This is a genomic window from Bradyrhizobium sp. ORS 375, from assembly GCF_000239775.1.
Taxonomy (GTDB): Bacteria; Pseudomonadota; Alphaproteobacteria; order Rhizobiales; family Xanthobacteraceae; genus Bradyrhizobium.
Genome location: NZ_CAFI01000120.1, coordinates 18,904 through 41,117, shown reverse-complemented (window position 1 = coordinate 41,117; position 22,214 = coordinate 18,904). Strand labels below are relative to the sequence as shown.

The 22,214-nt window shown below is 66.2% G+C and carries 17 protein-coding genes; 11 read left to right on the top strand and 6 right to left on the bottom strand.

The annotated features are described in order from the left end of the window. The first annotated feature begins 194 nt into the window (after nucleotides 1-194). A complete protein-coding gene (locus BRAO375_RS10665; protein WP_009027477.1) occupies nucleotides 195-1,874 on the top strand; it encodes a methyl-accepting chemotaxis protein in 1,680 nt (559 codons plus the stop codon). A 41-nt stretch (nucleotides 1,875-1,915) separates the two neighbouring features. Here the strand turns inward: BRAO375_RS10665 and BRAO375_RS10660 are convergent, their stop codons facing one another. Beyond that, complete coding sequence (locus BRAO375_RS10660; RefSeq protein ID WP_009027476.1) at nucleotides 1,916-2,152, bottom strand: helix-turn-helix domain-containing protein; 237 nt, start codon at nucleotides 2,150-2,152, stop codon at nucleotides 1,916-1,918. A gap of 55 nt (nucleotides 2,153-2,207) precedes the next feature. Further along, nucleotides 2,208-2,801 (bottom strand): DUF2975 domain-containing protein, encoded by a 594-nt coding sequence (locus BRAO375_RS10655; protein WP_009027475.1) that lies wholly within the window; start codon nucleotides 2,799-2,801, stop codon nucleotides 2,208-2,210. Nucleotides 2,802-2,990: 189 nt separating this feature from the next. On the opposite strand from BRAO375_RS10655, the gene BRAO375_RS10650 reads away from it, so the two are divergent. Beyond that, nucleotides 2,991-5,480 carry an LPS-assembly protein LptD gene (locus BRAO375_RS10650; protein ID WP_009027474.1) on the top strand — a complete coding sequence of 830 codons (2,490 nt, stop codon included), beginning with the start codon at nucleotides 2,991-2,993 and terminating at the stop codon, nucleotides 5,478-5,480. A 223-nt stretch (nucleotides 5,481-5,703) separates the two neighbouring features. On the opposite strand, the gene BRAO375_RS10645 is transcribed toward BRAO375_RS10650, so the two are convergent. Beyond that, the gene (locus tag BRAO375_RS10645) at nucleotides 5,704-6,882 is read right to left on the bottom strand and encodes a cytochrome P450 (protein ID WP_009027473.1); all 1,179 of its coding nucleotides are present in this window, start codon (nucleotides 6,880-6,882) and stop codon (nucleotides 5,704-5,706) included. Between the two features lie 99 nt (nucleotides 6,883-6,981). After that, the gene (locus tag BRAO375_RS10640) at nucleotides 6,982-7,773 is read right to left on the bottom strand and encodes a helix-turn-helix transcriptional regulator (RefSeq protein WP_009027472.1); all 792 of its coding nucleotides are present in this window, start codon (nucleotides 7,771-7,773) and stop codon (nucleotides 6,982-6,984) included. Between the two features lie 190 nt (nucleotides 7,774-7,963). On the opposite strand from BRAO375_RS10640, the gene BRAO375_RS10635 reads away from it, so the two are divergent. Together BRAO375_RS10635 and BRAO375_RS10630 are read left to right on the top strand one after the other, a co-directional pair. After that, entirely contained in the window at nucleotides 7,964-9,106 is a 1,143-nt protein-coding gene (locus tag BRAO375_RS10635; protein ID WP_009027471.1) for an ABC transporter substrate-binding protein, read from the top strand. Nucleotides 9,107-9,522: 416 nt separating this feature from the next. Next, nucleotides 9,523-11,241 carry an N-acyl-D-amino-acid deacylase family protein gene (locus tag BRAO375_RS10630; protein ID WP_009027470.1) on the top strand — a complete coding sequence of 573 codons (1,719 nt, stop codon included), beginning with the start codon at nucleotides 9,523-9,525 and terminating at the stop codon, nucleotides 11,239-11,241. 275 nt (nucleotides 11,242-11,516) lie between these two features. On the opposite strand, the gene BRAO375_RS10625 is transcribed toward BRAO375_RS10630, so the two are convergent. Beyond that, the gene (locus BRAO375_RS10625) at nucleotides 11,517-12,827 is read right to left on the bottom strand and encodes an MFS transporter (protein ID WP_009027469.1); all 1,311 of its coding nucleotides are present in this window, start codon (nucleotides 12,825-12,827) and stop codon (nucleotides 11,517-11,519) included. A 253-nt stretch (nucleotides 12,828-13,080) separates the two neighbouring features. On the opposite strand from BRAO375_RS10625, the gene BRAO375_RS10620 reads away from it, so the two are divergent. Genes BRAO375_RS10620 through BRAO375_RS10605 form a run of 4 tightly spaced genes read left to right on the top strand, consistent with a single transcriptional unit; the run spans nucleotide 13,081 to nucleotide 17,690 of the window. Next, the gene (locus BRAO375_RS10620; protein WP_035639902.1) at nucleotides 13,081-13,740 is read left to right on the top strand and encodes an ABC transporter ATP-binding protein; all 660 of its coding nucleotides are present in this window, start codon (nucleotides 13,081-13,083) and stop codon (nucleotides 13,738-13,740) included. Then, nucleotides 13,737-16,199 carry an FtsX-like permease family protein gene (locus tag BRAO375_RS10615; protein WP_009027467.1) on the top strand — a complete coding sequence of 821 codons (2,463 nt, stop codon included), beginning with the start codon at nucleotides 13,737-13,739 and terminating at the stop codon, nucleotides 16,197-16,199. The genes BRAO375_RS10620 and BRAO375_RS10615 overlap by 4 nt, the downstream gene beginning before the upstream one ends. Further along, nucleotides 16,189-17,271 carry a lipocalin-like domain-containing protein gene (locus tag BRAO375_RS10610; protein ID WP_009027466.1) on the top strand — a complete coding sequence of 361 codons (1,083 nt, stop codon included), beginning with the start codon at nucleotides 16,189-16,191 and terminating at the stop codon, nucleotides 17,269-17,271. The genes BRAO375_RS10615 and BRAO375_RS10610 overlap by 11 nt, the downstream gene beginning before the upstream one ends. Before the next feature lie 26 nt (nucleotides 17,272-17,297). Beyond that, complete coding sequence (locus BRAO375_RS10605; protein WP_009027465.1) at nucleotides 17,298-17,690, top strand: MAPEG family protein; 393 nt, start codon at nucleotides 17,298-17,300, stop codon at nucleotides 17,688-17,690. A 148-nt stretch (nucleotides 17,691-17,838) separates the two neighbouring features. Here BRAO375_RS10605 and BRAO375_RS10600 read toward each other — a convergent pair whose 3' ends face one another. Beyond that, a complete protein-coding gene (locus BRAO375_RS10600) occupies nucleotides 17,839-19,026 on the bottom strand; it encodes an ABC transporter substrate-binding protein (protein WP_009027464.1) in 1,188 nt (395 codons plus the stop codon). Nucleotides 19,027-19,333: 307 nt separating this feature from the next. Between BRAO375_RS10600 and BRAO375_RS10595 the strand changes: the two genes are divergently transcribed. The 3 genes from BRAO375_RS10595 to BRAO375_RS10585 all read left to right on the top strand — a co-directional run bounded on the left by BRAO375_RS10595 (nucleotide 19,334) and on the right by BRAO375_RS10585 (nucleotide 22,050). Then, complete coding sequence (locus tag BRAO375_RS10595; protein WP_009027463.1) at nucleotides 19,334-20,884, top strand: AMP-binding protein; 1,551 nt, start codon at nucleotides 19,334-19,336, stop codon at nucleotides 20,882-20,884. Nucleotides 20,885-20,981: 97 nt separating this feature from the next. Further along, on the top strand, nucleotides 20,982-21,731 hold the full coding sequence (locus tag BRAO375_RS10590; protein ID WP_009027462.1) for a CBS domain-containing protein: 750 nt from the start codon (nucleotides 20,982-20,984) through the stop codon (nucleotides 21,729-21,731). A gap of 13 nt (nucleotides 21,732-21,744) precedes the next feature. After that, nucleotides 21,745-22,050 carry a c-type cytochrome gene (locus BRAO375_RS10585; protein WP_009027461.1) on the top strand — a complete coding sequence of 102 codons (306 nt, stop codon included), beginning with the start codon at nucleotides 21,745-21,747 and terminating at the stop codon, nucleotides 22,048-22,050. The last annotated feature ends 164 nt before the right edge of the window (nucleotides 22,051-22,214 follow it).

Here is a 22,214-nt window from a genome sequence, read left to right as displayed (position 1 = left end):
TGCACAATTCGAGCAGCGCTCGCAGGAAACCGTCTAACTAATTATTACTATGGACGTGGTAAATTGAACAAACCCGGGCTTTTACGGGGGTCGAAGCTCGAACGGACTTTCCCTTGGACCTTGCAATGCTGCAGCGATCACGCGTCGACCGCTGACGGCCAGAGATCATAACCCGCTTCAACGAGGACGTACTGATGTTCGGCCGCAAGAACAAGAGTGAGGCCCTGGCCACCCTGGCCGCGGATGCGATCACGGCAAAGGTCATGGTCGCAGACGACAAGCTCGACATCGTCTACATGAACAAGGCCGTGACGGCGCTGTTGCGCGAGGCGGAAGCGGATCTGAAGAAGCAATTGCCGAGCTTCCGCGTCGACGGCCTGATCGGCACCAACATCGACGTGTTCCACAAGGACCCAGCGCACCAGCGCCACATGCTGAAGGCGCTCGCCGCGGAGCACAGGGCCTGCATCAAGATCGGCAAATGGACGTTCGATCTGGTCGCCCAGCCGCTGCGCCATCCGGACGGAAGCCGCGCCGGCACGGTGGTGGAATGGTCCGACGCCAGCGTCCGGCTGCAGAACCTCGATTACAGCGCGCAAGTCGCGGCCATCAGCCGGTCACAGGCCGTCATCGAGTTCAACATGGACGGCACGATCATCACCGCCAACGACAATTTCCTGAATGCGCTGGGCTACAGCCTGCCGGAGATCCAGGGCAAGCATCACAGCATGTTCGTCTCCCCCGAGGAGCGTGACGGTCAGGGCTATCGCGAGTTCTGGGCGGCGCTGAACAGCGGGCAGTACCGCGCCGCCGAATACAAGCGGATCGGCAAGGGCGGCAAGGAAGTCTGGATCCAGGCGTCCTACAACCCGGTGCTCGACCAGAATGGAAAGCCGTTCAAGGTCGTCAAATTCGCCACCGACGTCACCGCGCAGAAGCTCAGGAGCGTCGATCTCGCCGGGCAGATCGCGGCGATCAGCAAGTCGCAAGCGGTCATCGAGTTTAATCTGGACGGCACGATCATCAATGCCAACGACAATTTCCTCAACGCGCTCGGCTATTCGCTGTCGGAAATCAAGGGTCGTCACCATTCGATGTTCGTGGATCCCTCGGAGCGCGACAGCCCAGCCTATCGCGAGTTCTGGGCCGCGCTGAACCGCGGCGAGTATCAGGCCGCGGAGTACAAGCGGATCGGCAAGGGCGGGCGCCAGGTCTGGATCCAGGCGTCCTACAATCCGATCCTCGACCTCAACGGCAAGCCGTTCAAGGTGGTGAAGTACGCCACCGATGTCACCCAGCAGGTGCTGGTGAGGATGGGCAACGAGCGGGTCCGCGGCATGATGGAGTCGGTCGCCGCGGGCGCCGAGGAGTTGAACGCCTCGGTCCGCGAGATCTCCGAAGCCATGACGAAGTCGCGCGAGACGGCGATGGGCGCGTCAGAGCGCGTCGCCTCGGCGGATTCGCAGGCCAAGCGGCTGAGCGATGCGACGCAGGCCATGAGCGGCATCGTCGAATTGATCGGCGACATCACCGGACAGATCAATCTGCTGGCGCTCAACGCCACCATCGAGTCGGCGCGCGCGGGCGAGGCCGGCCGCGGCTTCGCCGTCGTCGCCGCCGAGGTCAAGAACCTGGCCAATCAGGCCAAGGCCGCGACCGACAAGATCGGCGCCGAGATCGGCGGTCTCAACGAGATCTCCAGCGAGGTCGTGAGTGCGCTCAGCCTGATCAAGTCCGAGATCCAGAACGTCAGCGAATATGTCACCTCGACCGCGGCCGCGGTGGAGGAGCAGAGCACCGTGACCAGCGAGATGTCATCGAGCATGCAGCGCGCCGCCGCGGAGGCGCAGGCCATCGCCGCCGGCAAGGCCTGAGCCGCGGGTTGGGACGGCGGCCGCTGCGGCGCATGCGGCCGTCAGCCCGCCAGGCGCTGCGGCTCCTCGGCGTCGTCGGGCCTGTATTCGAGCAGGTCCCCCGGCTGACAGCGCAGCACCTCGCAGATCTTTTCCAGCGTGTCGAACCGCACGCCGCGGACCTTGCCGGATTTCAGCAGCGAGACGTTCTGCTCGGTGATGCCGATGCGCTCGGCGAGCTCCTTGGAGCGCATCTTGCGCCGGGCCAGCATGACGTCGAGATTGACGATGATGGGCATGGGTCAAACGATCTTTTCAAACGGACTTTTCAAACGGATTTCTTAGACCATCTTCTCACACGATCTTGGCGTGGTCGTCGGCGAGCTCGGCGGCGGCCTTGAAGATCTGGGCGACAGCGACGACGAACAGGCAAAAGATGATCCAAAGCAGATCGCTCGGCAGCACGGCCTGAAAGCTCCACAGCGTGGCGGCCGGAACCTCGGCATGACGGGTGAGGATCAACAGCGCGAGCTTGCGGAAGACGACACCCGAGGCCATCGCGACCAGGCCGGCCAGGCCGACCCGATGCATCCAGACCGCCGCGTCCACGGTGAAGATGCGCCCCAGAAGATAGGTGCCGAACAGGCGCCAGAGGAAATAGGCCACCACGGCGTCGCACGCCAGCACGCCGGCGTTCATCACGAACATCCCATCGATCTGCGCCTGTGACAGCCCGGTGAGATCGGCGCCCAAGGCGCGGCCGAGGCCGTCGGCATATCTGGCCCGGTCGGTGTCCCACCAGCTCCAGGCCATCTCCACCACGAGCCATGCGACCCACAGCACGGCGGCGAGCCTGATCGCCCGGCAGACCCACGCAATCCGCCGGCGCAGCGCCGTCTGCGCGGCTGGCACGTCGCCGAACTCCGCGGATGCTGCCATCACGCTCATCGTGTGCTCCCGGTCACAGGGCCCGGAAAAGATCTCTCATCGCCGCCGGCCGCTTTACATTATTATCGTAGGACGATAATTCAATAACGTCAATTAAGGAGGGGCAGTTTGCACCGCGCGCCAGAAAAGCCATCGCGCCAGTGCAGGATGCGGCTTCCCTGCGTCTGTAGCGAAGTCCAGCGTGCATCTATGTCGAAGCGTCTAACCGCGAAGCCCGCTCGGGTGACCGACCTCTCCTCGCTGCGCTCACGAGCTGCAGCCGCCGGCTCGCCGCGCCTGTTGGCCTCCGCGATGAGCCCGTTCGTCCTCGCTTTGTGTCTCGCGCTGGCCGCCGGCGCCCTGGTGCCGGCGAGCGCCGCCGCCCAGAGCTTCACCTACAACTCACGTCCGCAGAAGCCGCCGGCGCCGCGCGTCGCCAACGACAACCAGATGCTGGTGCAGGCGACCACCGTCGAGTACGACACCAACAATTCGCGCGTCTCGGCGGTCGGCAACGTGCAGCTGTTCTACAACGGCTCCTCGGTCGAGGCCGACCGGGTCATCTACGATCAGAAGACCAAGCGCCTGCATGCGGAAGGCAACATCCGCATGACCGATGCCGACGGCAAGATCACCTACGCCAACAGCCTCGACCTTTCGGACGACTATCGCGACGGCTTTGTCGATTCCTTGCGCGTCGAGACCGAGGACCAGACGCGGATGGCGGCGACCCGGGCCGACCGCTCCAAGGGCAACACCACGGTGTTCGAGAACGGCGTCTACACCGCCTGCGCGCCGTGCAGGGACGATCCGAAGAAGCCGCCGCTGTGGCAGGTCAAGGGTGCGCGCATCATCCACGATCAGACCGAAAAGATGCTGTATTTCGAGAACGCCCAGCTCGAAATGTTCGGCGTCCCGCTCGCCTACGTCCCGTATTTCTCGACGCCCGATCCGACCGTGAAGCGCAAGAGCGGCTTCCTGATGCCGGGCTTCTCGCAGAACAACGCCTACGGCATCGGCGTCGACATTCCCTACTACTGGGCGATCGACGGGAGCTACGACGCGACCTTCACGCCGCGCCTCACCTCCAGGCAGGGCGTGCTGCTGCAGACCGAGTTCCGCCAGCGCCTCGACAATGGCGCCTATCAGGTGCGCCTGTACGGCATCGACCAGCTGAACCGCAACGCCTTCGCCGGCCAGCCGGGCGACCGCCAGCTGCGCGGCGGCATCGACACCAGGGGCCAGCTCGCGCTGTCGGACAAATGGACGTTCGGCTGGGACGGCGTCCTGCTGTCCGACTACACGTTCCTGTCGGACTACCGGCTGGCGCAGTACCGCGATCCGTTCAACGCCTTCATGACGCTGCCGACGGAGGCGATCTCGCAGCTATATCTGACCGGCGTCGGCAGCCGCAGCGTCTTCGACGTCAGGGCGATGCACTATCTGAGCTTCTCGGGCAACCAGCAGACGGTTCCGATCGTCTATCCGGTGCTGGACTACTCGAACGTGCTGAACTCCCCTGTGCTCGGCGGCGAATTCAGCTACAAGACCAACTTCGTCAACCTGAGCCGCGAACAGGCCGTGTTCGACCCGGTCACCACGACCGCGGCCACCAATGGCCTGTGCACCACGACGTCCGCTGACCCGCTCGCGCGGCTGCCGGCGCAGTGCCTGCTGCGCGCCACCCCCGGCACCTTCACGAGACTGTCCGCGCAGGCGGAGTGGCGGCGCTCGTACACCGATCCGCTCGGCCAGATCTGGACGCCGTTCGCGATCCTGCGCGCCGACGCGATCAATGCCAACGTGACCGCCCAGCCCGGCCTCGGCAATTTCCTGCCGACCGGCGACACCCAGGCGCTGCGGGTGATGCCGACGGTCGGTCTCGACTATCGCTACCCGTTCATCAACGTGCAGTCGTGGGGCACGACCACGATCGAGCCGATCGCGCAGTTCATCGCCAGGCCGAACGAGACCTCTGCCGGCCGGCTGCCGAACGAGGACGCGCAGAGCATGGTGTTCGACGCCAGCAACCTGTTCAGCGTCGACAAGTTCTCCGGCTACGACCGGACCGAGGGCGGCGGCCGCGCCAATATCGGCGCGCAGGCGACCACGCAGTTCGATCGCGGCGGCACCGTCAATCTGCTGTTCGGCCAGTCCACTCAGCTGTTCGGGATCAACTCCTATGACGTGCGGGACAGCAACAACACCGGCATCGGCTCCGGTCTCGACAAGACCGTGTCGGACTACGTGACGCGGGTGGACTATTCGCCGAACCGCACCTACACGCTCAGCGTACGCAGCCGGCTCGACCAGCAGAGCCTGAACGTTCAGCGCTTCGAGGCCGAGGGCAAAGTGAATTTCGACCGCTGGTCCGCCGCGCTGACCTACGGCAACTATGCGGCGCAGCCGGTGGTCGGCTACCTCGACCGGCGCGAAGGCCTGCTCGGCAACGGCTCCGTCAAGGTGGCGCAGAACTGGGTGGTCTCCGGCGGCGCGCGATGGGATCTGGTCGCCAACAAGATGAACCAATATCTCGTCGGCGCCGGCTATGTGGACGACTGCTTCACCTTGGCCGCGAGCTACGTCACATCCACCAACACCGCGATCGCCGGCGCCACACCACAGGTCAACCAGACTGTCATGCTGACCCTGGGGCTGCGAACCATCGGCAATGTCTCGCTGCCCGTTCCCGTCAATTGATCGGGCTTTCCCCAGGGACCAGCCGCTGTTTCTGGGTGCGCTCTCGCCGTCTCCACCACTGTCATGCTCCGCGAAGGCGGAGCATCCAGTACTCCGCGGCAGAGGATTGTGAACCGAGATGTCACGGCGTACTGGATCGTCCGCCTTCGCCTTCGCGGACGATGACAGCGGGGAACTGATTTAGGCGATGTGAGCAAGAGTTTGGATACGGTCGTTTCGTCCGTCAGTGCCGCGTCCTATCCCATGCCACCGGCAGGTTGAGCAGGCCGCGGAAGGCCCAGCCGCCGATGCGCACCGGCTCATCGTGACGAAGTCGCAGGTTCTGCAGCCGCGCGAACAACGTCGGCAAGGCGACGTCGGCGATCATCGCGCGCGAGGCCCAGGCGCCGGCGCAGAAATGCGGGCCGGCGCCGAAGGCGATGCTCTTGGACACGTCGCGGCTGATATCGAAGCGGTCGGGGTCGGTGAAATGCGCCTCGTCGCGGTTGGCGGAGCCGAACATCAGGAACACCCGTTCCTCCGGCTCGAACGCGACGTCGCGGATCGTCCATGGCTTGGCGATGCGCCGCGGCGACATGCCGATCGGCGAGATCCAGCGGGCATATTCCTCGAACACCTGCAGCCAGCGCACCTCGCCATTCATGGCCAGCGCGAGCTGCTCGGGATGCGTCAGCAGCGCCCACACCGTGCCGGCGATGGCATCGCGCGGCTCGTTCTGGCCGCCGGAGATCGCGAGCTTGATGTTGGCGCGGATGCTCTCCATCGGCATCTGAGTGGCGAGCATGACGCCGAGCAGGCTCTGGTTGGGCGTCTTCTCCAGCACCGGCAGCATGTCGTCGATGGACGCATCGATGCCTGATGTGGCGGCGTTGCAGCGTGCCTCCACCTGGGGATCGCCGGTGTAGTTGGCGATGCCGTCGATCATCGCCTGCGACCACGCGTTCATGTCCTGAAAGCGCATGTTGGTGAGGCCGGTGATCAGCTTCAGGCATTCGGCCGAGAATGGCAGCGCGAAATCGCGCACGAGATCGACGTTGGCCGCTGGATCGAGCGCGTCGATCAGTCGGTCGGCATGGGCCTGGAACTGCGTCAGCCAATGCACCCTGACGGCGCGCGGCGACACCGCGGGCGCGATCGCCTGGCGCTCGGCCATATGATCAGCGCCGTCCTTGCGCATCATGTTGTGGCCCATCAGCCGGTTCATCAGGCCCTGCGGCTGATGCGAGCTGAACACGTCGATCTGCTTTTCCGACACGAAGATGTCGTCGCGCCGGCACAGCAGCGTGCTGCCGAGCTGCGGCACGAAGGCGATCGGCGCCTCCTTCCGCATCCGCGCCAGCGCCGGATAGGGATCGGCCCAGAAGGTCTTGGGATCCACGTCGAAATGCGGTGCGGTGCTCACGCTCGGCCTCCGGTCAGACGGCGCAGGTTAGCTGCACACGCGGGCGGCGTCTGTCCCGGTGATGGGTGACAGGCTGCGGGTGCGCTCAATTCGGCGGCGTCAGTTCAGGGGCTTTGGCGCCGTCATCAGCCGCAGCGCGATCGCGAACAGCTCGTTCTGCGAGGCGATGCCGAGCTTCTCATAGGCGCGCTTGCGATAGGTGAAGACGGAGTTGAGCGCGATGCCGAGATCGCCGGCGATTGCCTCCGAGGTGAAGCCTTCGAGGATGCGCCGACAGACGTCCTTTTCGCGCGCTGTCAGGACTGACAGCGGGCCGCCGGCAGCGAACAGCAGCGCGAGCTTGTCGGCCGGATCCGTGACAGCCGTCTCGTCCTGGCAATGTCGCGCGACGATGGCGGCCACGATCGGGGCGACCGCAGTGATGCGCTGCCGCTGCTCGGACGTGAAGCCGCCCTGCGCGGCCGTGCGATAGAAGTTCACATAAGTGCAGTGATCGCCGACCCAGATCGCGGTGGCGGCCTTGTCGACGATCTCGGAGTCCTCGAAGAACAGCTTGCGATAGCCCTTCGGATACATCCGGCGCGCGAAGTTCGGCAGCAGGATGTGACGCTGCCCCGCGCGCTCGCGGAAGATCACCTCGCGGTTGGGATCGGCGGTGTGGAAGTGCTCCGAATAGGCGCTGCCGAGATCGGGCCCGATCGCGATATTGCCGGTGCTGAGCAGGCAGCGCGCCGAGCGCTGGTCGGCAAAGGAGAACACCATGCAATGGCCGACATCGGCCACCGCGCGCAAGGTATCGATCAGAACGGTCGGAAACGATGGCTGACCGATGGCGAGCACCATGGCGCTGACGGCGCCCGCTGCATCGACGCCGGACCTGCTGGCCTCCATGACGGTCCTCCCCTGATATTCGTTTGTGTCAGCCTAACAGCAACCCACTCCGGCTGGAAGCATCCCCCTGTCACCAACCACGGGGACAGACGCAAGGCGGCTGTGGGGCTAGCCTTCGCCGCTCGAAGTCGGTCAAATGAAGTCCAGGCCGCGCAACGTGCCGGACACGCTCAAACGGGGAGGAACCGCGATGAGAGCTACGCTCACTGCGCTCGGCATGGCCTTGGTGATGCTCGCCGGGCCGGCGCGGGCCGACATCAAGGTCGGTATCGTGGTGTCCGCGACCGGCCCCGGCTCGGCGCTCGGGCAGCCGCAGATCAAGGCCGTCGCTGCATTGCCGAAAGAGATGGGCGGCGAGAAGATCGTCTATATCGCGCTCGACGACGAATCCGACAGCGTCAAGGGCCTGCAGAATGCACGACGCCTGGTGATCCAGGACGGTGTCGACGTCATCATCGGCTCGTCGCTGACGCCGGTCACGATGCCGATGCTCGACGTCGCGCTGGAGAGCCGGACGCCGCTGCTGTCGCTCGCAGCCTCGACCGCGATCGTGCAGCCGATGGACGACAAGCGGAAGTGGGCGTTCAAGGTCGTGCCCAACGACGACATCATGGCGGCCGCGATGCTCAAATACATCGCCAAGAGCGGCGTCAAGACACTCGGCTTCATCGGCGTCTCTGACGGCTATGGCGAGGGCTACTATCAGGAGGTCAGCAAGCTGGCGCCGAAGCTCGGCGTCACCGTGACCACTCACGAGGTCTATGCGCGCGGTGACACCAGTGTGACGGGGCAGGCGCTGAAGGTGATCGCGACCAACCCCGACGCAGTGTTCATTGCGTCGGCCGGTACCCCGGCGGTGCTTCCGCAACAGGCGTTGCGCGAGCGCGGCTATGCCGGAAAAGTGTTCCAGACCCATGGCGTGGCGACGCAGGAGTTCATCAAGCTCGGCAAGGAGAATGTCGAGGGCGCGATCTTCGCCGGCGAAGCGTTCTCGATCGCCGATGATCTCGCCCCCGAGGATCCGTTCCGCCGCGCCAACGACGCGTTCGTGTCGGCCTATCAGGCCGCCAACGGCGACAAGCCCAACATCTTCGCCGCGCATCTGTGGGACACCGTCACACTGTTGAAGGGTGCGATCCCCGGCGCGCTGAAATTGGCCAAGCCAGGCACGCCGGAATTCCGCGCCGCGCTGCGCGACGAGCTCGAGCGCGGCAAGGACGTCTATCTCAACAACGGCCTCTCCAACATGAGCCCGACGGATCATAACGGCTACGACGAGCGATCGGCGTTCCTGATCAAGGTCGAGGGCGGGAGGTTCAGGCTGGTGAAGTAGTTCGTCGCTTCCGCGTCGTCGGCGCAACTATCTCGGCGCCGGCAGTGCACTCCCCTCCCCCTTGCGGGGAGGGGTCGGGGTGGGGTCCACGGGGCGCTGAATTAGCAGATGCGCACCTCACATCTCCAAGCTGATTCGTTCTGAGTCTCCATTTGATCCCGCCTCTCATCACATCGAGCCTCGCCCGGAGACCCCCACCCCCAACCCCTCCCCGCAAGGGGGAGGGGAGCGCACCGGTGTGCGGGGATTGAGATCGAGTCCCTGACCGAAAAGTTATGAAGCGATGGCTCGTGCTGAGCCGTTGACTCATATCAGCAGCGCATAGGCCTCGAGGCACACCCAGCTTCCTCGCAGGTTGACATCATCCCTCATCCGCCGATGATCTCCCCAACAACAACATCCGGGGAAGACACGCCATGACGCAGCCTGATCTCGTAATTCGCGGCGGGACCGTTGCCGATGGTTCGGGCGGCGAGCTGTATGAGGCGGACGTCGCGATCACGGACTGCCGCATCGTCGAGGTCGGCAAGATCGCCGCCTCCGGCCGCGAGGAGATCGATGCGCGCGGCAAGCTCGTCACGCCCGGCTTCGTCGATGTCCACACCCATTACGACGGCCAGGTCACCTGGAGCCACGACATCTCGCCCTCGTCGCAGAACGGCGTCACGACGGCGATCATGGGCAATTGCGGCGTTGGCTTCGCGCCGTGCCGGCCCGCCGACCATCAGCGGCTGATCCAGCTGATGGAGGGCGTCGAGGACATCCCCGAGCCGGTGCTCGAGGCCGGCATTCCCTGGGAATGGGAGAGCTTTCCCGACTACATGGAATGGCTGGCCAAGCGCGAATTCGATCTCGACATCGGAGCGCAGCTGCCGCATGCGGCGCTGCGCGTCTATGTGATGGGCGAGCGCGGCGCGCGGCGCGATCCCGCAACCGCCGACGACAACCGCGCCATGGCGGCGCTGGCGCGCGATGCGGTCAAGGCCGGCGCGCTCGGCTTCTCCACCTCGCGCACCCTCAACCACCGCACCTCGACGGGCGACTACACGCCCACTCTCAAGGCTGGCGAGGATGAGCTCACGACCATCGCGCGCGCCATGCACAGCGCCGGCCGCAGCGTGCTGCAATTCGTGCTCGACATCTCCACGATTCACGAAGACCTGCCGATGATGCTGCGCATCGCCGAGCAGACGAAATGCCCGATCTCGTTCTCCGTCACGCAGAACGACCGCGCGCCGCAGCGCTGGCGGCAGACGCTGACCGAGATCAACGCGGCCGCCGCGCGCGGGCTGTCGGTGACGGCGCAGATCGCGGCGCGCCCGGTCGGGCTGCTGCTCGGATTGGAATTGTCGCGCAACCCGCTGCAGACCCATCCGAGCTACCAGGCGATTGCGCATCTGCCGCTCGACGAACGCGTCGCGCGGATGCGCGATCCCCAGTTGCGCGCGGCCATCCTGAGCGAGCAGGCCACCGTCACCGACGATCCGCTGTTCTTCAAGCCGAACTACGACAAGATGTATCTGCTCGGCGATCCGCCGGACTACGAGCAGCCACCGGAGCAGTCGCTCGGCGCGCAGGCCCGCGCGAGAGGTTGCCGGCCGGAAGAGCTGGCCTACGACGCGATGTTGACGGACCAGGGACGCGGCATGCTCTACGTGCCGTTCCTCAACTACTCGGACGGCAATCTCGACGCCACCTTCGAGATGCTGCGCGATCCCAGAAGCGTGCCCGGCCTCAGCGACGGCGGCGCGCATTGCGGCATCATCTGCGACGCCAGCTTCCCGACCTACCTGCTGACGCACTGGACGCGCGACCGCAAGCGCGGCGACAGGCTGTCGATCCCCTTCGTCGTCGCCGCGCAGTCACGCAAGACCGCGCTCTCCGTCGGCCTCGACGATCGCGGCCTGATTGCTCCCGGCTACAAGGCTGATCTGAACGTCATCGACTACGACCGGCTGCACCTGCATCCGCCCAAGGTGCACTACGACCTGCCGGTCGGCGGCCGCCGGCTGATGCAGGACGTCGACGGTTACGAGGCGACGATCGTCTCCGGCGTGGTGACGCGCCGGCACGGCGAAGCCACCGGCGCACGGCCGGGGCGACTGGTCAGGGGTGCACGCGCTGGGGTGCAATAACGTCTTCGCTGCCCTACGCGGAGCCGGCGACTTATCCTCAGTGTCGTCCCGGACAAGCGCGCGGCACGCGCGCGCCGATCCGGGACCCATAACCCCGGGGAGTTGTTTGGGGCACCATGACCGCCCTATCTCGCCCAGCCACGACCGACGGTGGCTATGGGTCCCGGCGCAAGGCCGGGACGACACCGAATGTGTGGCGCGGATCCGGGCAGGGCATCGCCGCGCTTTGAGCTGCGAAGATCAGAGTGCTGGCGGCTCGCGTTGCGCACCTCGGCTCACGCAAACTCCGGCGCGGCAGCCGCGTCCACCTGCAGGCGTGCACGTTCGCTGTTCGGCCACAGCAGGGCCAGTCCGAGCAGGCCGGAGATCACCATGATGACCGCATTGATGGTGAAACCGGACATGTAGCCTTCGAGCAGGCTGCCGGAGGCCTGGATCATCTTGCCCATCACGACCGGCGCGACGATGCCGGCGAGCGTGTAGAGCGCGCCATAGATCGCCATCGCCGCGCCGCGCTGCGCCACCGGCGTGAACTCGCCGATCATCGGCGGACACACCACGTAGATCGAGCCGCACAGTCCCGATCCGACCACGAGCAGCGCGATCTTGGCGGAGGCGCCGTCCACATGCGGCATCGCCGCCATCAGGGCGCCGCCGATCACCAGCGGGGTCGCGCCGACTACGCCGCGGGCCATGCGCGTGGAGACGCCACGGGCCATCAGCATCTGTGACACGAAGCCCGTGGTCAGCACCACGCAGGCGCCGAAGATCCATGGCAGGATCGAGATGAAGCCCGCCTGCTGTTGCGAAAAGCCTAGTCCCTTGACCAGGAACGGCGTGAACCAGGTCAACCCGAGCGACAGCGCCCAATAGGCGCCGAAGGTGGCGGCGACGCAGCCGACGAACGTCCTGCTGGTCAGCAGCTGCAGATAGGGCACGCGCTGTTCGCGCAAGGCGGCCGTCTCCACCTCGGCCAGCGGTCCTTCCCGGCCCAGCCACAGCCAGGCGGCACTCCACATCAGGCCGACGACGCCGAGCGCGCCGAAGGCATAGTGCCAGCCGTAGTTCACGATCACCCAGTTCAACGCGGGCACCGCGAGGATCACACCGAACGCAGATCCCTGCGACAGGATCGCCGTCGGCAATGCCCGCTTCTCGTCGGGAAACCATTTGTAGACGGCGTGAATGGCAACGGACGCCGCAGGACCCTCGCCGGCTCCCAGGATCACGCGGCAGATCAGCAGCGTGGTGAAGCCGACCGTGCCGACCATCGGGAATTGCGCCACCGCCCAGACCAGTGCCAGCACCAGCAGCACCCAGCGTGTCGGCACCTTGTTGACGATGAAGCCGACGATGATGGCGGCGATCGAAAACAGGAAGAAGAAGGAGGAGCCGAGCAGGCCGAACTGCTCGGCGCTGAGATTGAGCTCAGTCATGATCGGCACGCCGGCGAGCCCGACCACGATCTTGTCGGCGAAGTTCACCAGCATGAACAGGAACAGCAGGAAGGTGATCTTCCACGCGCCTTTTGGCGTCGGCGTCGCGCCTGCGCGGGATGTGGCTTTGAGCGTCGTCGGCGCGGCCATGGTCCTTCCCCGTGATTGTTTCTGATCCGCCCCTGTGGTTCGGGCGTTTCACCCATGCTAGCCACGAAGCGGCTCCGCAGGCAACGCGCTAAGTCGTTGTTGCAACGCGAGAATTTTTCCCTCACGGGCTGCGTGACGAAGCCCGCGCAACCTGGTCACGAGCAAGTGGTCATCACGTCATGAGCTTTCTGACGAACGAGCAGGTGATGTTCGCGTTGGCGCTTGATATGTTGTGATGCAACAACCTCAAGACATGCTCGTGCTCAGCGTCCGTCATCTCACCAAGTCCTACCGATCCGGCGGCGAGCCGATCAAAGTCCTCCGCGGTGTCGATCTCAACGTGGTCTCCGGCGAGCGCGTGGCGCTGACCGGCGAATCCGGCTCGGGCAAGAGCACGCTGCTGCATCTCATTGCCGGGTTGGACGCGGCCGATGGCGGCGACATCCTGCTCGATGGCGCTTCTGTCGGCGCGCTCGACGATTCCGGGCGAGCGGCGATCCGGCGCGAGCGGCTCGGCCTCGTGTTCCAGCAGTTCAACCTGGTGCCGAGCCTGTCGGTGCAGGACAATCTCAGCTTCCAGGCGCGGCTGGCCGGGCGGCACGATGCGTCGTGGCACACCGAGCTGGTGGAGCGGCTCGGATTGAAGCCGCTGCTCAAGCGCTATCCCGAGCAATTGTCCGGCGGCCAGCAGCAGCGCGTCGCGATCGGTCGCGCGCTGGCGATCAAGCCTGCGCTGCTGTTGGCGGACGAGCCCACCGGCAATCTGGACGAGGACACCGCCGACGAGGTGATGGCGCTGACGCGCGATCTCGTCGCGCGCACAGGCTGCGGCTTCCTGATGGTGACGCACAGCGCGCGGCTCGCCGCGATGCTCGACCGCCACGTCCATCTGCATGCGGGCCGCATCGCATGAGACGTGCGCTGTGGATCCTCGCCGTGCTGCTCAGCCATTGGCGTCGGCATCCGATGCAGCTCGCCACCCTGCTGATCGGATTGATCTCGGCGACGGCGCTGTGGAGTGGCGTCCAGGCGCTCAACCAGCAGGCGCGCAGCTCCTATGATCGCGCGGCGGCGATCTTCGGCGGCGCACGCACGCCGATGCTGGTCGCGCGCGACGGCAAGATGCTGCCCTCGAGCGTGTTCGCCGAGCTGCGCCGCGCCGGCTGGCCGGTGTCGCCGGTCGTCGAAGGCCGCGTCCAGATCGACGGCCGATCGATCCGGCTGCTCGGCATCGAGCCGTTCAGCATCCCCAGGGAGGTCGGCAATGCGCCGATGGTCGGGCGCAGCGAGCTCGAGGCGTTTCTGACGCCGCCGCATCGCACGTTGATCTCGCCGGAGACGCTCGCTGATTTCGATCTCAAGGACGGCGCGGCGCCGCGGCTCAGCAACGACGCCGTGCTGCCGCCACTGATGGTGCAGCAGCAGCTCGCGCCCGGCGTGCTCGTCGTCGACATCAGCGACGCGCAGCGGCTGCTCGACAAGCCCGGCCAGATCTCGCGGCTCCTGGTCGGCAAGATGGCGAGCCCGCGCGCGCCGTTGCAGAGCTTCGCCAACGGCCGCCTCCAGCTGGTTCAGCCGGAGGCCGAGACCGACCTGGAGCGGCTGACCGACAGCTTCCACCTCAATCTCACCGCCTTCGGCCTGCTGTCGTTCGTCGTTGGCCTGTTCATCGTCAACTCCGCGATCGGCCTCGCTTTCGAGCAGCGGCTGCCGGTGCTGCGCACCTTGCGCGCCTGCGGCGTGTCGGCGCGGCAACTGAACGGCGTGCTGATCGGCGAGCTCGTCGCGTTTGCACTGGTCGCGGGGGTGGTCGGTCTCGTCTGCGGCTATGTCATTGCTGCAGCGCTGCTGCCGAACGTCGCCGCATCGCTGCGCGGATTGTATGGCGCGCAGGTTCCGGGCGAGCTGAACCTGCGGCCCGAATGGTGGCTCGCCGGCCTGGTCATCAGCATCGCCGGTGCGCTCGCGGCCGCCACCACCAGCCTCGTCAAGTCGATGCGATTGCCGATCCTGGCCACCGCGCAGCCCTACGCCTGGCAGGAGGCGCAGCGGCGCTGGCTGCGGCTGCAGAGCGCGGTCGCGCTCGCCTTCTTCGTTGCCGCCGGCCTGCTGCTGTGGCTCGGGCAATCGCTGCTGGCCGGATTCGGCGTGCTCGCAGCCATGATGCTCGGCGCGGCGCTGCTGCTGCCCGCGATTCTCGAGCTCGTGCTGCGGCTCGGCGAGCGCGGCGCCAGGGCAGCGCTGGCGCAATGGTTCTGGGCCGACAGCCGCCAGCAGATCTCGGGATTGTCGCTGGCTCTGATGGCGCTGCTGCTGGCGCTCGCCGTCAATGTCGGCGTCGCGACCATGGTGGAGACGTTCAGCCGCACCTTCCTGGTCTGGCTCGACGGCCGGCTCGCCGCCGACGTCTACATCAGCGCCGCCGATGAGGCGCAGGCACGCGAGATACAGAGCTGGCTGCGCACGCGTCCAGAGGTCCAGGCGGTGCTGCCGGGCGGCCGCGCCGAGACGCAGCTTTGGGGCGCGCCGATCGACGTGCTCGGCCTGCCCGACCACGCCACCTATCGCGACCATTGGCCACTGCTGCAGGCGGACAACAACGCCTGGAAGCAGCTGGTGCGCGGCGATGCCGGCTTCGTCAGCGAGCAGCTGGCGCGGCGGCTCAACCTCTCGCTCGGCGACAGCGTCGACATTCCCGCGCCGACCGGCGACTGGCATATCAGCGTCGCCGGCATCTATGCCGATTACGGCAATCCCAAGGGGCAGGTCACGGTCAACGTCGCTGCGCTGACGCGCCGCTTTCCGGCGACGCCGATCACGCGCATGGCCGTGCGCGCGGCGCCGGCTGACGTGCCGGGATTGATCAGCGCGCTCACGGAAAAGTTCGGGCTCGACGGCCGCAACGTCGTCGACCAGTCGACGGTGAAGCAGGAGTCGAAGCAGATCTTCAACCGCACCTTTGCGGTGACCGGCGCGCTCAACACCTTCACGCTCGGCGTCGCCGCCATCGCGCTGCTGACGAGCCTGCTGACCCTGGCCAACTCCCGGCTGCCGCAACTCGCGCCGCTGTGGGCGATCGGGCTGACGCGGCGGCGGCTCGCCGAGGTCGAGCTCCTGAAGACGCTGGCACTCGCCGGCCTCACCGCGCTGCTGGCGTTGCCGCTCGGGCTCGTGGTGGCGTGGTGCCTGATCGCGATCGTCAATGTGAAGGCGTTCGGCTGGCGGCTGCCGTTCGACGTGTTTCCGCTGCAGCTGATCCGGCTGCTGATCGTCACGCTGGTGGCGGCGCTGATCGCCTCGCTGCTGCCGGTGCTCAGGCTGGCGCGGATGCAGCCGGCGCACCTGGTCAGGACCTTCACCATTGAACGCTAGGGCCACCATCACGCGGCGCGGGTTGATCGGCGGGCTCGGTCTGCTCGCGCTGCCGCGGCTCGCGCGCGCGCAGGGCTTCGCCGGCCTGAGCGACAGTGCCGACGGCTTCACGCCGGTGACGCCGGGCAAGACCTTCAGCTTCCCGGCCGACCATGGGCCGCACGACGATTTCCGCATCGAGTGGTGGTACATCACCGCGAACCTCAGCGACGCCGGCGGCAAGGCCTACGGCCTGCAATGGACGCTGTTCCGCTCGGCGGCGCGGCCCGGGCCGCAAGCCGAAGGCTTCGACAATCAGCAGCTGTGGATGGCGCATGCCGCCGTCACCCGCGCCGACAGCCATCGCTCGACCGAGAAGTTCGCGCGCGGCGGCGTCGGCCAGGCCGGCGTCGAGGCCAAGCCGTTCCAGGCCTGGATCGACGACTGGCAGCTGCGCGGCACGGATGGGACCAACGATCAATCGCTGGCCCCGCTCGACATGAGCGCGAGCGCAGCCGACTTCTCCTACGCCCTGCATCTGGAGGCGGATCGTCCGGTGGTGCTGCAGGGCATCGGCGGGTACAGCCGCAAGTCCGAGCGCGGCCAGGCCTCGTACTACTACAGCCAGCCGTTCTACCGCGCCGGCGGCCGCCTCACCTTCGACGACAAGCCGATCGAGGTCACCGGGATGGCCTGGCTCGACCGGGAATGGAGCAGCCAGCCGCTGGCCTCCGACCAGAGCGGCTGGGACTGGTTCGCGCTGCATTTTGCCGGTGGCGAGAAGCTGATGCTGTACCGGATGCGGCAGGGCAATGGCGACTACATCTCGGGCACGTGGATCACGGCGGACGGCGCATCCCGCCCGCTCGGTCCCGACGGCATCGTGATGAAGCCGACCGAGACGGTCGCGATCGGCGCGCGCAGGCTGCCGGTCGGCTGGCGCGTCGAGATATCAGCACTCGGCATCGCGATCGACAGCGCACCGCTCAATCCGAACGCCTGGATGGGCACCCGCGTGCCCTATTGGGAGGGACCGATCAGCTTCAGGGGCAGCCACACGGGGGTGGGCTATCTCGAGCTGACGGGATATTAGACGCGCTCACTCAGGGGGAATCGCGCATGTATCATTTCACCGCCATCGTCACCGTGCTGGCGCTTATGCTCTATTTTTACATGAGCCTCGTCGTGGGCCGGGCGCGGGCTCAGTACGGCGTGAAGGCGCCGGCGATCAGCGGCAATCCGGATTTCGAACGCGTCTTCCGCGTTCAGATGAATACGCTGGAATGGCTGCCGATCTTCCTGCCGGCGCTGTGGCTGTTCGCGATCTATGTCAGCGACGGCATCGCGGCGCTGATCGGCCTAGTGTGGATCGCCGGCCGCGCGATGTACATGGTGTCCTACGCCAAGGCCGCCGAGAAGCGCGGCCCCGGCTTCGGTGTGCAGGCGCTCGCCGCGCTGGTGCTGCTGCTAGGCGCGCTGATCGCCATCCTGTGGCGCGTGCTGCACGGCTGACCCCTTGGCCGTCGTCCCGGGCTTGACCCGGGACCCATAGCCACCGGCGGGTGTGGGTTGCGCGACAACCAATGACCAGCCTGCCTCAAGACAGGTCACGCGGTAGGGGTCCCGGCTCAAGGCCGGGACGACACCGGTGATGTGGCGCTCACTTCGTCAGCGGGCAGCCGCTCTCCTTGGCGGAGAAGAACGCCTTGTCGCCGGGCACCGTGGCGAGCTGCTTGTAGTAGTCCCACGGCTTCTTCGACTCCGACGGCTTCTTGACCTCGAACAGATACATGTCGTGGACCATGCGGCCGTTGGCGAGCACCTTGCCCTGGGCGAAGGCGTCGTCGACCGGCAGCTCCTTCAGCTTCGCCGCGACGGCGTCGGAATCCTTGGTGCCGGCCGCCTTCACCGCCTTGAGGTAGGACAGCGTCGCCGAATAGGTGCCGGCGTGGATCATGCTCGGCATGCGTCCCGTCCGCTTCATGAAGCGCTCGCTGAAGGCGCGGGCCTTGTCGTCGTGATCCCAGTAGAAGCCCTCGGTCAGCACCAGGCCCTGCGCGGCCTCAAGGCCAAGACCGTGCACCTCGGACAGGGTCATCAGCAGGCCGGCGAGCTTCTGGCCGCCCTTGACGATGCCGAACTCGGCCGCCTGCTTGATCGAATTGGTGGTGTCGAGGCCGGCATTGGCAAGCCCGATGATCTTGGCCTTGGAGCTCTGCGCCTGCAGCAGGAAGGACGAGAAATCCGACGAGTTCAGCGGGATGCGCACTGAGCCGAGCACCTTGCCGCCCTTGGACGTCACGATGTCGCTGGTGTCCTTCTCCAGCGCATAGCCGAAGGCGTAGTCGGCGGTCATGAAGAACCAGCTGTCGCCGCCAGATTCGACCAGCGCGCCGCCGGTGCCGACCGCGAGCGCGCGGGTGTCATAGGCCCAGTGGAAGCCGTAGGGCGTGCAGGCATCGCCTGTGATGCGCGAGGTCGCGGCGCCGACCACGATGTCGATCTTCTTCTTCTCCTTCGACAGCTCCTGGATCGCCAGCGCGACCGAGGAGGTGGTGAGCTCGGTGATCATGTCAACACCCTCGGTGTCGTACCAGCGCCGCGCGATCGACGAGGCGAGATCCGGCTTGTTCTGGTGGTCGGCGGTGACCAGCTCGACCTTCTGCCCCAGCACCTCGCCGCCGAAATCCTCGATCGCCATCTTGGCGGCCTCGACGGAATATTTGCCGCCGTAATCGGCATAGACGCCGGACTGGTCGTTGAGGATGCCGATCTTGACCTGTGCCGAGGCCGGCGCCGCCACCATCAGCGCACCAACCGCAGCAAAAGCCAGCAAGCCCGATTTCATAGGTTCTCTCCCAGCGTTTTCTTAGTTGTCACCGTCATTCGCTTTGGAATGCCGCGCTCATGTTATGCCAGAACCCCGGCCGCGCCCATCCCTTCCCGCCCTAGCCAAAGGACGGAGAGCCGTGTTGAGGGGTGCGGGGTCCTCCGCTACAGTCCACCCCAAGCAACAAACAGCCGTCCCGCGAGGATGGCGCGTGCGGACGGGAACAGCCTGACGTCGTGACGCGCGCTGCCGCGTCACGTGGCCTGTCCCTCCCCGCCCGCGCGCCGCGCCGCGGAATATCCGGCAGATGATTTGGGGAGGACAGATGTACACCGGCAAGCACGCAAGGCTGCGCCCACTCCAACCGGCCTTCATCATGGCCTCCACCGGCGAGGCGGTGACCTATCGCGAGCTGGAGGCGCGCTCGAACCGGCTGGCGCATCTGTTCCGCCAGCGCGGCCTGAAGCGGCTCGACCACTATTCGATCTTCATGGAGAACAACAGCCGCTACCTCGAGGCGTGCGGCGCCGGCGAGCGCTCCGGGCTCTACTTCACCTGCGTGAACTCCTATCTCACCCCGGGCGAGCTCGCCTACATCCTCAACAACAGCCAGTCGCGGCTGCTGATCACCTCGCTCGCCAAGCTCGATGTCGCGCGCGAGGCGATGAAGGAGGCGCCCGGCATCGAGCTCTGCATCGTCGCCGATGGTCCAGGTGAGAGCGAGCGCGTCGTCGGCCTCGCGGAAGCTACTGCAGGTCTGCCGGACACGCCGATCGACGACGAAAGCGTCGGCACCGCGATGTTGTATTCATCCGGCACCACGGGGCGTCCGAAAGGCATCCTGCGACCGCTGCCCGAGCAGCCGCCGGTGCAGCAGCTGCCGATCTTCGACTTCCTCGAGAAGCTGTGGCGCTATCGCGAGGGCATGATCTATCTGTCGCCGGCGCCGCTGTATCACTCCGCGCCGCAGGCCGCCGTCAACCTCACCATCCGCAGCGGCGGCACCGCCATCATCATGGAGACGTTCGATCCCGAGCGCTATCTGCAGCTCGTCGAGCAGTGGGGCATCACGCATACGCAACTGGTGCCGACGATGTTCTCGCGCATGCTGAAACTGCCCGAGGAGGTCCGCACCCGCTACGATCTGTCCTCCCTGGAAGTGGCGATCCATGCCGCGGCGCCCTGCCCGGCGCAGGTCAAGGAGGACATGATCAAATGGTGGGGGCCGATCATCCACGAATATTACGGCGCCACCGAAGGGCTCGGCTTCACCGCCTGTGACAGCGAGCAGTGGCTCGCGCATCGCGGCACGGTGGGCAAGGTGCTGTTCGGCGACCTCCACATCCTCGATGAGGATATGAAGCCGTGCCCGACCGGGACCGCCGGCACGGTGTGGTTCAAGACGGGGTCGCCGTTCGAGTACTTCAACGATCCCGAGCGCACCAAGGAGGCGCGCTCGGCCGACGGCACGATGAGCACGGTCGGCGATGTCGGCTATGTCGATGCCGACGGCTATCTCTACCTCACCGACCGCGCCACCTTCATGATCATCTCCGGCGGTGTGAACATCTATCCGCAGGAATGCGAGAACCTCCTCATCACGCACCCGAAGGTCGCCGATGCCGCCGTGTTCGGCGTCCCCAATGCCGATCTCGGCGAGGAGGTGAAGGCGGTGATCCAGCCGATGTCGGGCATCATGCCTGGTCCCGAGTTGGAGGACGAGCTGATCGCGTTCTGCCGGCAGTCGCTGGCGCGGCAGAAGGTGCCGCGCTCGATCGACTTCGAAAAGGAGCTGCCGCGGCTGCCGACCGGCAAGCTCTACAAGCGCCTGCTGCGCGATCGCTACTGGGGCAACAAGACCTCGCGGATCGTGTAGCACGCCGCGACGTCGCGTTGATCCTTATCAAGCAGATGCGGCGCGAGGTCGCTATTCTTCATGAATTGCGACGCCAGCCATTTCGCGAGACCATGCCATGCGCGCCCATCAGATCATGACCAGATCCGTGATCACGGTGACGCCGGGAACTCCGGTGGCCGAGGCGGCGCGGATCATGCTGCGCAATCATATCGGCGGTCTGCCGGTGATCGATGCCGCCGGCCGGCTGGTCGGCATGGTGACCGACGGCGATTTCCTGCGCCGCGCCGAGCTCGGCACCGAGCGCAGACAGGGGCGCTGGCTCGATCTCCTGGTTGGACGCGGCCGCATCGGCGCGGATTTCGTCCACTCCCATGGCCGCACCGTCGGCGACATCATGAGCCGGCCGGCGGTCACCGTCAGCACCGACGCCAGCCTTGCCGAGATTGCCGAGCTCATGGAGAAGCGCAGCATCAAGCGGCTACCGGTGATGAGCGGAGACCAACTGGCCGGCATGGTGACGCACACCGACTTCGTGCAGACCCTGGCCGATCTCGCCACCGCCGTGCCAGCGCCGAGCCGTGACGACGACGAGATCCGCGGTTCCATCCTCGATGCGCTCGACCAGGCCGCCTGCAAGCACTGCCGCTTCAACGTCGTCGTCCGCAACGGCATCGCGCATCTGACCGGTGCCGTCCGCACCGAAAAGGAACGGGCCACGGCGCTGGTGGCCGCCAAGAGCGTGCAAGGTGTCCGGGACGTCCGGGACCACATGTGGATTTACCCGCCTCCCGAGGACGAGTTCGGCGGCGGCGACATCGTCTCGCTGCAGGAGCAGCCGTCGACCGACGACGACCAGCCGCTATGAGGAGCACCAACCCTTGCGTGCAGCCGCCGCGTTAACGATCCTGTTTCTTGTCCTGCCGCTGGCCGGCGCGGCAGCCAAAGATCTTGAACATGGTCGCCAACTCGCCGCGCGCTGGTGCGCCGCCTGCCATGCCATCGGGGACGAGCCGACCCGGTTTCGGCGCGCCCAGCCGTTCGTCGCGATCGCCGCCAAGGAGAGCGTCACCCGGGAGATGCTGGTCAAGTTCCTGCTGCTCCCGCACGCCACCATGGCCAACAACCCCCTGAGCACCGCAGACGCTGACGATCTTGCCGGCTATATTCTCAGCCTGAAGAAATAGGCCTGCGCCGCCCATCGCGGCCTTCCAAACTGGCGTCGGCAAGCCGTACCGTTGCAACGCCCACCACAGCGGCGCGGTTTTTCGTCGGATCCACGGGAACAAATCTGTGAGGTCGACGTTCCATGTGCTCGCCGCCGTGACCTGGAGCACGTCGCAGCGCGGGT